General features: G+C 72.5%; 3 protein-coding genes. 2 read left to right on the top strand and 1 reads right to left on the bottom strand.

Going from position 1 to position 3480, the window contains the following annotated elements:
- Positions 1–84: 84 nt before the first annotated feature.
- Positions 85–1650, bottom strand: a complete 1566-nt coding sequence (locus tag B8460_RS15275; RefSeq protein ID WP_241771208.1) for an efflux transporter outer membrane subunit — start codon at positions 1648–1650, stop codon at positions 85–87.
- Positions 1651–1764: 114 nt separating this feature from the next.
- On the opposite strand from B8460_RS15275, the gene B8460_RS15280 reads away from it, so the two are divergent.
- Together B8460_RS15280 and B8460_RS15285 are read left to right on the top strand one after the other, a co-directional pair.
- Positions 1765–3165: a dipeptidase gene (locus tag B8460_RS15280; protein ID WP_048862468.1), complete on the top strand. Its 1401-nt coding sequence runs from the start codon at positions 1765–1767 to the stop codon at positions 3163–3165.
- Between the two features lie 12 nt (positions 3166–3177).
- A partial coding sequence (locus tag B8460_RS15285) for an ATP-binding cassette domain-containing protein (protein WP_048862469.1) occupies positions 3178–3480 on the top strand: 303 nt, incomplete at its 3' end.

The raw sequence follows: 3480 nt of genomic DNA on the forward strand, positions 1-3480 counted from the left end.
GCAGCCAGGCGCCGTCGTCGGCCTCCGCCCCCGGCGCGAGCGGCGCGTCGTCCGCCTCGCGGGGGACGATGTCGTGCGCGACGCTCAGGACCGATCCCCCGTCCCCGCCGCGGCGACGGTGCGGTCGATCTCCGGGTAGGTGGCCTCCCACCCGCCGCCGAGCGCCTTGTAGAGGGCGACGAGGTTGGTCGAGACGTTGGTGGTGCTCTGCGCCAGCGCGAGCTGCGCGGACAGCAGCGAGCGTTCGGCGTCCAGCACCTGGAGGAAGTCGATCAGCCCCTGCGTATAGCGGCTCTGCGCCAGGCTGACGGCGCGACGGTTATCGCCGACCGCCTGCACGAGTTGCCGCTGACGCTGCTGTTCGGCGTTGTAGGCGACCAGCGCGTTGTCCACCTCGTGCCACGCATTCAGCACGGTGCGCTCATAGCTCGTCGCCGCCTCCTGCTGCTGCGCCTTGCGTAGTTCCAGGGTCGATTTGAGCTGGCCGCCCTCGAAGATCGGCAGGGTGAGCGACGGGCCGATGCCGTACTGGCGCGCGTCCCAGTTGGCGAGGTCCTTGAACTGCAGGGCCTGCAGGCTGAACGAGCCCGACAGCGTCACCGTCGGATAGAAATTGGCGACGGCGACGCCGATATCGGCAGTCGCGGCGTGCAGCTGCGCCTCCGCCTGACGGATGTCGGGGCGGCGGCGGGCGAGTTGCGAGGGCAGGCCGATCGGCACTTGCGGCGGCACCGGCGGCACCGGCTTCGCCTCGATCAGCTCGGCCCGCAGCGCCTCCGGCTTTTCGCCGAGGAGGAAGCTGATGGCGTTGATCGTCTGCGACTGCTGCTGTTCCAGCGTCGGCAGGTCGGCCGCCGTGGTGCGCACCTGCGCGCTCGCGTTCTGCACGTCGAGGTCGGTCACCAGCCCCGCCGTCGCGCGCGAGCGGGTGAGCGACAGGCTTTCCTGCGCCGTGCGCAGGTTCTCGCGGGTGATGGCGATCTGCTGCTGGATGCCGCGCAGGGTCATGTAGTCGCGCGCGACCTCGGCGATGGCGGTCAGCGTCGCCGCGCGCCGGGCCTCGGCCGAGGCCTGCACGCTCGCGTCCGCGCTTTCCACCGACCGCCGCACCCGGCCCCACAGGTCAAGCTCCCACGAGGCGTCGAAGCCGTACTGATACAGATCGAAGGGCGGGATCTTGGTGCCGCCGGTGATGGTGGACGGAATGGCGCCCACGGTGCCGGTCGCGCCGTTGAATTGCGTGTTCGGGTTGGAGCCCGTGCCGAACAGGCTGATCGCGCCCTTCTGGCTCAGCAATTCGCGGCTGTACGAGCCGTTGCCGTGGACCTGCGGCAGTTCGGCCGCCGCGGCGACGCCGAGCTGGTCGCGGCTTTCCGCCAGCCGGAACGTCGCCAGCCGTACGTCGAGGTTGCCGGCCGCCGTCCGCTTGACCAGCGAACTCAGCTCCGCGTCATGGAAGCTGTCCCACCAGTTCGCATCCAGGGGCGCCGGCACGGTCACGCTTACGTCGCGCGCCGGCGGGGGCGTCTCGGCGCTGCTGGCGAACCATGTGCCGGGCGAGGCCCAGGTCGGTGCCTTGAAGTCCGGCCCGACGTTGCACCCGGCCAGCACCGCGGAGACCGCCGCCGGAACGATGATGCGCTTGAACAATCGCTTCTCCCGCGGACCTCGCCGCCCCAATCCTCCGGCAGGCATACCGGACCGTGGGGCAACGTGCCAGATTATGCTGCGCCCCAGCCCCCACCGACCCGGACCCGCCGCCCCATGACTCACCCCGCCCTGCCACGCGCCCTCGACCGTCTCGATGCCGATCGCGACGGCGCGCTGGACCGCCTGTTCGACTTCCTGCGCATCCCGAGCATCAGCGCCCAGCCCGACCACGCCGGCGACTGCGCCGCCGCCGCCGGCTGGGCCCGCGACGCGCTGGCCGGCATGGGGTTCACCGCCACGGTCCGCCCGACCGCCGGCCACCCGATCGTGCTCGGCCACCATCCGGGCCCCGCCGGCGGCAAGGCCGGGCCGCATCTGCTCTATTATGGCCATTACGACGTGCAGCCGCCCGATCCGCTGGACCTCTGGCATAGCCCGCCCTTCGAGCCGGTGCTGGCGGACGGCCCGCACGGCAAGCGGATCGTGGCGCGCGGGGCGGTGGACGACAAAGGCCAGGTCGCGATGATCCTGGAGGCGCTGCGCGCGTGGCACGCGACGGGCGGCATCCCGCTGCCCGTCACCGTCCTGCTGGAAGGCGAGGAGGAAGTGGGCAGCGTCAACCTCGCCCCGTTCCTGGAGAGCGCCCGCGCCGAACTGGAAGCCGACTTCGTGGTGGTCAGCGACACCAACATGTGGGACCGCGACACGCCCGCCGTCACGACCGGGCTGCGCGGCCTGCTGTATACCGAAATCGAGGTGCAGGGGCCGTCGCGCGACCTTCATTCCGGCCTGTATGGCGGGCTCGCGCTCAATCCGATCAATGCCTTGACCGCGGTGCTGGGCGGCCTGCACGACGCGGCGGGGCGGGTGACGCTGCCCGGTTTCTACGACGCGGTGCGCGACATCCCGGCAGCGCAGGCGGCGGAGTGGGCCGCGCTCGGCTTCGACGCCGCCGCCTTCCTGGGCGAGATCGGCCTCGCGGTGCCCGCCGGGGAGCGCGACCGCACGCCGCTGGAGCGGCTCTGGGCGCGGCCGACCGCCGACATCAACGGCATCTGGGGCGGCTATGCCGGACCGGGGGCGAAGACGGTGATCGCCGCGCGGGCGGGGGCCAAGGTGTCGTTCCGTCTGGTGCCCGATCAGGACCCGCAGGCGGTGCTGGACGCCTTCCGCCGCTCCGTCGCCAACCGGCTGCCGCCGGGGGCGCACGCCACCGTGACCTGCGATTCCGCCGGCCCCGGCATACGCGTCGCCGCCGACACGCCGATGGTGGAAGCCGCGCGGGCGGCATTGGCCGACGAATACGGCCGTCCGGCCGTGCTGATTGGCGGCGGCGGGTCGATCCCGGTGGTGGAGAGCTTCCGCCGCATCCTCGGCCTCGACACCCTGCTGATGGGATTCGGGCTGGACGACGACGCGATCCACAGCCCGAACGAGAAGTTCGACCTGCGCTGCTTCCAGAAGGGCGCGCGGGCGCATGCCCGCCTGCTCGGCCGCCTCGCCGCCGCCGGCTGAGCGCGCCGCGACGTGACCACGCTGCATGTGCGCGGCCTGCGCAGCCCGCAGGCCGGCCCGTTCGATCTCGACGCACGCGACGGCGACTGCGTGGCGATCACCGGGCCGTCCGGGGCGGGCAAGAGCCTGTTCCTGCGCATGCTCGCCGATCTCGACCCGAACGAGGGCGAGGTCAGCCTCGACGGCACGGACCGCGCCGACATCCCCGCCACCGTCTGGCGCCAGCGGGTCATGTACAGCGCCGCCGAGCCCGCTTGGTGGGCCGAGGACGTCGCCGCCCACCTGCCGCCAGGCTCGGCGGCGGAGGCGGCCGGG

It is taken from the genome of Acidisphaera rubrifaciens HS-AP3 (assembly GCF_000964365.1).
In the GTDB taxonomy this organism is placed as follows: Bacteria; Pseudomonadota; Alphaproteobacteria; order Acetobacterales; family Acetobacteraceae; genus Acidisphaera; species Acidisphaera rubrifaciens.